This is a genomic window from Virgibacillus salarius, assembly GCF_039521925.1.
GTDB classification, from domain to species: Bacteria; Bacillota; Bacilli; order Bacillales; family Amphibacillaceae; genus Virgibacillus; species Virgibacillus salarius.
Genome location: NZ_BAAACY010000163.1, coordinates 1 through 4776, shown reverse-complemented (window position 1 = coordinate 4776; position 4776 = coordinate 1). Strand labels below are relative to the sequence as shown.

The following is a 4776-nucleotide window of genomic DNA, read 5'->3' as shown; positions in this document are numbered from 1 at the left end:
CACTATATTTAGCCACAAAAACCCCCCCTGAAATTAGATTTTTTACTCTAACTTCAGGGGGTCGGTACCTTATCATTCGTTTTTTATTGTTTCTTCATTCTTTTGTCTCAGCCTCATTTTATATTTGCTGCTCCTGGTGTTTGTCCTTTTGGAAAAAAATCGCACCTGTAATGATGATTAGCACAATAGTAATTAAGTAGAAAAAAGATACATGAGGAAGCTTTTCTATAAATAAACCTCCAATAAATGGTCCACTAATACTACCTAAACTAAACATGATACCTACCATTAGATTGCCTGCAGGTAAGAGGTTTCCCGGTAATAAATCAGTCATATAAGATATACCTAGAGAAAACAATGATCCAACACACATGCCTGCGAGCGTGAACAAGATAAACAGTCCTAGAACCGATGACTCCCATACTGCTGACAACGAAAAGCAAATAATTCCTAAGGATAAAACAGTTAATAGAATCGGTTTCCTTCCATATTTATCGCTAAGTATACCTAGAGGTAATTGTGTAATTAAGCTGCCAAAAGCAAAACAAGGAATAATTAAGGCTAGCATATCAACCTGGTGGCCGATTCGTAGTCCGTACACGGGAAAAATACTATGTAATGATGCCTCTAGGAATCCATAGCCGAATCCTGGTAGAAGTGCTACCCAAGCTATTTTAATCGTCTTCATAAATCGTTGAACAGAGCTCGTTGGATAAGCGCTGTCGATTTCATCCTCAGGCCATTGGTTACGAATAAAAATTAATGTTGACCAGACCAAAAGGCTTAAAAGTGCTGAAATAATAAATGGCAATGCTTGATGAACGGATAATAGTCTCGTCATTAATGGTCCTAATGCAAAACCTAATCCAAATGATAATCCATATAAAGCAATATTTCTTCCCCTTGTATTTTCTGTTGCTGTTGCGGTAATCCAAGTTTGTGTCCCGAAATGCAGCATTTGATCGCCAATTCCAATTATCATTCGAAGAATAAACCAAAACCATAAAGCATCCCATAATGGGAAAATTCCCAAAGAAATAATTACAAGCATGCCACCTACAACAATTATTGGTTTAAAGCCAAATTTACGCATCGGTTTTTCCATAAAAGGAGAGGCCAATAAGACACCAATATATAAACCTGTTGCATGTAGTCCATTAATTGTAGAGGAAATACCATTTTGTTCTAAAATAATAGAAAGTAAGGGAAGTAGCATACCCTGTGAAAAACCAGAAATTAACACAAGTCCTATTAATATCCAGAAACGATAATTTGCAGTATTCATTGTTGTACCCCTTTAATGAAGTTCTAACTTAAATCTAATAGCAAACTTGAAAAAGGTCAATTATTGTGTATATAGTATCTAAATCGTTTATGATTATAATAAATAAGGAAAAATATAATAGCGTTGTTTTATTACAATTATAACTGGCAGTAAGCCCCCCACTTCCAAGCAATAAAGGGAAACCACTAACGGAAAGTGGGGAATCGACTGCCGGTAAATGTTAGATGGGTTCAAAGGCATTTAGGTCATAGCTTTATGGTACTAGCAATCAGTGGTGGATAAACAACCCCCAACTGATTGAGGTTTCACATTATGAAAAAATCAATAGGAAGATAATTGGAGGGAACAAGAGTGGAATTATATTTAAAAGAAAATGGATTAAGAACAAGTCTAGCGTATGGTGAGTTGGAAATATCGGGAAATGAGGAATATGGTTTTCGACCATATCAGTTAATGATAGCATCCATTGCAGGTTGTAGTGGTTCGGTGTATCGTAAAATTCTAGAGAAACAAAGAATAGAGCTAGAAGATATAAAAATTACTGCAGAGGTAGAAAGAAATCCGGACGAAGCAAATCGGATTGAAAAAATAGTACTACATTTTACGGTAAAAGGGCATCATTTAGATCCTGATAAATTGTATAAAAATTTAGCAATAGCTAGAAAAAATTGTGCTATGGTACGTTCTGTTGAGAACAGTATAAGGATAGAAGAAACAATTGAAACAATTGAATTAAGCCGTTAATTTTGTATAAGCAGGTATAAAATTCATATGTCAGAAAGAAACTATGTGAAAAAAGAAGGGATAAGACATATGAATAAAGTTAAATGGTGTAGTTCGGTCATGATTCTAGCTATAATGTTTGCTTCTGTATTTCCAGCTAACAGCTTTAGTGCTGAAAAAGAGAAGAAGAAGGATCCATTTGAAATACCTAGTCACGTTCTCAATGTATCTAAAGAAAATACATTTCCAAACTCCACAGAAGATCAGGAGGTTATTGAGCCAAGTGAACTAACGAAGGAGCTAATGGATGAATTAGACATTAAAATAGAAAACCCTGTATTAATTAAGATGCTTAATGAAACATCGTTAAAACCTTCACCAATAGCGATAGGATATCGTGGCATGGTTTATATTGGAAGGTGGCCATTAAATTATGAATCATCGGAAACAACGATTAATTGGGAGTATCAGCAAATTAATATGAATGAATTAAATAATACTGGAGGAACAGAAGCGCAGGAATTGCGTTATGTTCAACAAGAGCAAAAAGAAATAAAGGGTGCACTTACCAATAAAATTAATAAGCCTGATGATGTGAAAAAAATGATGCTACTAAAATCAAAGACAAAGACCAAGCTTCCACTTTCTTATCAGACTGTAATAGGAAAAAATACTAAAAAAGATAATACCTATAATGTTGCAGCAAATAAGTATGCAAAGCTACAAACTTTTGCACCAGCTGTTAATGAAAAAGGGCAAGTAACGTTTGGAGAAGTGTATTTAAAATTGAAGGGGTCCAAAAAATCAATTGAAATTAAAAATGTAACGAAGCAAGGAATTGGCGCTTGGATTCCTATTCAAGATTACGTATCCTTTTCGTATAATGTAAAATAATGAAGCATACTTTCCATATAGCTGTCGAGAAGCTCCTCGATAGCTTTTTATATTTGAATAAAAGAATTGAATATCTTTCTTGGATCTTACATAAAACAAAAGAAGAGGGGGATTATTTCATGCTAAAAGCGGTTATTGAAGAAAATGGAAGGGAAAGGGGGTTGATTTTTACGCTTTATTACTTTATCATAGTGAAGTATTAAAGGGGAAGAAAGAGGGGAAACAAAACATGGAATGGGTTGTAATCGTTTCTGTTCTTGTGATGACGATATTAAGCTTATTACGTGTGAATGTAATTATTGCTATTATCGCAGCAGCTTTAACAGCAGGTTTAATGTCAGGGTTAACTATCGTTGAATCAATGGATATGCTTGTGGGAGGTATGGGAGGTGGCGCAAATACCGCTTTAAGTTATATACTCTTAGGAGCATTTGCCGTTGCTATTAGCTATACTGGAATTACGTCATTATTGGTAAATTATTTAATACGCGTGCTAACAGGAAAAAAGACTATGATGCTATTAGCAATTGCCGGAGTTGCATCATTATCACAAAATTTAGTACCTGTGCATATTGCATTTATACCTATATTAATACCGCCATTACTACAATTATTTGATCGAATGCGAATGGATCGTCGCGCAGTTGCAACAGCTCTAACCTTTGGGCTTAAAGCTCCTTACATTCTTATTCCAGCAGGTTTTGGATTAATCTTTCATGAGACGATTGTTACAGGGATGAATCAACACGGAGCTAATATTACAGTTAGTGAGTCTGCCTTGGCAATGCTTATCCCTGGCTCAGGAATGATTATCGGATTATTGATCGCTATCTTTATAACCTATCGGAAAGATCGTGATCCAGATTCATTTGTTGGAGAATCAGACACGGCTGCGGCTGTAGAGGCAACAAACATCCGCTTTACAAAACAACATGTATTTACGTTAATATCGATATTTGCTGCCTTAATTGTACAAATTATTACAGAGAATTTAATTGTTGGCGCATTAACCGGTCTTGTTTTCATGTTCCTATTCTTGGTTATTCCATTTCATAAAGGAGATCGTGTAGTCACAGAGGGAATTGGTATGATGGGAACAATCGCATTTGTAATGCTGGTAGCAGCAGGTTATGGAAATATTTTAACAGAAACAGGTGCAGTAGAGGCTTTAGTAGAAGTTTCATCTGGTTTTTTGGATAATAATCACGCGCTTATTGCATTTATTCTGTTGTTGGTTGGGTTACTAGTAACCATTGGAATTGGGTCCTCCTTTGGGACGATCCCGATATTGGCTGCACTGTACGTCCCGATTTGTTTAGTAGCAGGTTTTTCCCCACTCGCTACAGCTGCACTTATTGGTACAGCAGGTGCATTAGGGGATGCAGGATCACCAGCATCTGATAGTACACTTGGTCCTACGTCTGGTTTAAATGCTGATGGAAAGCATCATCATATTTGGGATACGGTAGTCCCAACCTTTATTCACTACAATATCCCATTGTTTATATTTGGTTGGATTGCTGCAATTGTTCTTTAGAATTTCCAAGCTGTCGAAGTATTATTTTGACAGCTTTTTTGTCTACGACATTATAAAATTAGCCCATGTGGATAAATATGGGCGTGTTAAGCCGCGTCCAGTTCCAGCGCCCAGAAACGAGGTGACTTCACGAATCGTCCTAATCTAAGCCATCATCGGCTCGCAAGCTTACCGTGCTTCCTTTACCTCCAATCACTCGCTTCAGTCGCTACGTTTCTAATCGAGCGCTTGCGCTTTAAGAAAGTATAAAATCAGTGCAATGACTGTGTTAAGCCAAGTAGTTATTTTGAAATGTTTGATGTATATTGGCAATGCTCCGACTAATTACTTCGCTTTC

4 protein-coding genes are annotated in these 4776 nt (G+C 36.3%); 3 read left to right on the top strand and 1 reads right to left on the bottom strand.

Annotated features, from left to right (window positions below; all coding sequences use genetic code 11):
• Positions 1-118: 118 nt before the first annotated feature.
• Positions 119-1285 (bottom strand): MFS transporter, encoded by a 1167-nt coding sequence (locus ABDZ84_RS19480; protein ID WP_026682596.1) that lies wholly within the window; start codon positions 1283-1285, stop codon positions 119-121.
• A gap of 351 nt (positions 1286-1636) precedes the next feature.
• Between ABDZ84_RS19480 and ABDZ84_RS19475 the strand changes: the two genes are divergently transcribed.
• The 3 genes from ABDZ84_RS19475 (at position 1637) to ABDZ84_RS19465 (ending at position 4439) form a co-directional block, all read left to right on the top strand.
• Positions 1637-2029 carry an OsmC family protein gene (locus ABDZ84_RS19475; protein WP_026682597.1) on the top strand — a complete coding sequence of 131 codons (393 nt, stop codon included), beginning with the start codon at positions 1637-1639 and terminating at the stop codon, positions 2027-2029.
• 69 nt (positions 2030-2098) lie between these two features.
• Positions 2099-2902, top strand: a complete 804-nt coding sequence (locus tag ABDZ84_RS19470) for a YfkD famly protein (protein WP_026682598.1) — start codon at positions 2099-2101, stop codon at positions 2900-2902.
• Between the two features lie 229 nt (positions 2903-3131).
• Entirely contained in the window at positions 3132-4439 is a 1308-nt protein-coding gene (locus tag ABDZ84_RS19465; protein ID WP_343782698.1) for a Na+/H+ antiporter family protein, read from the top strand.
• Positions 4440-4776 lie beyond the last annotated feature (337 nt).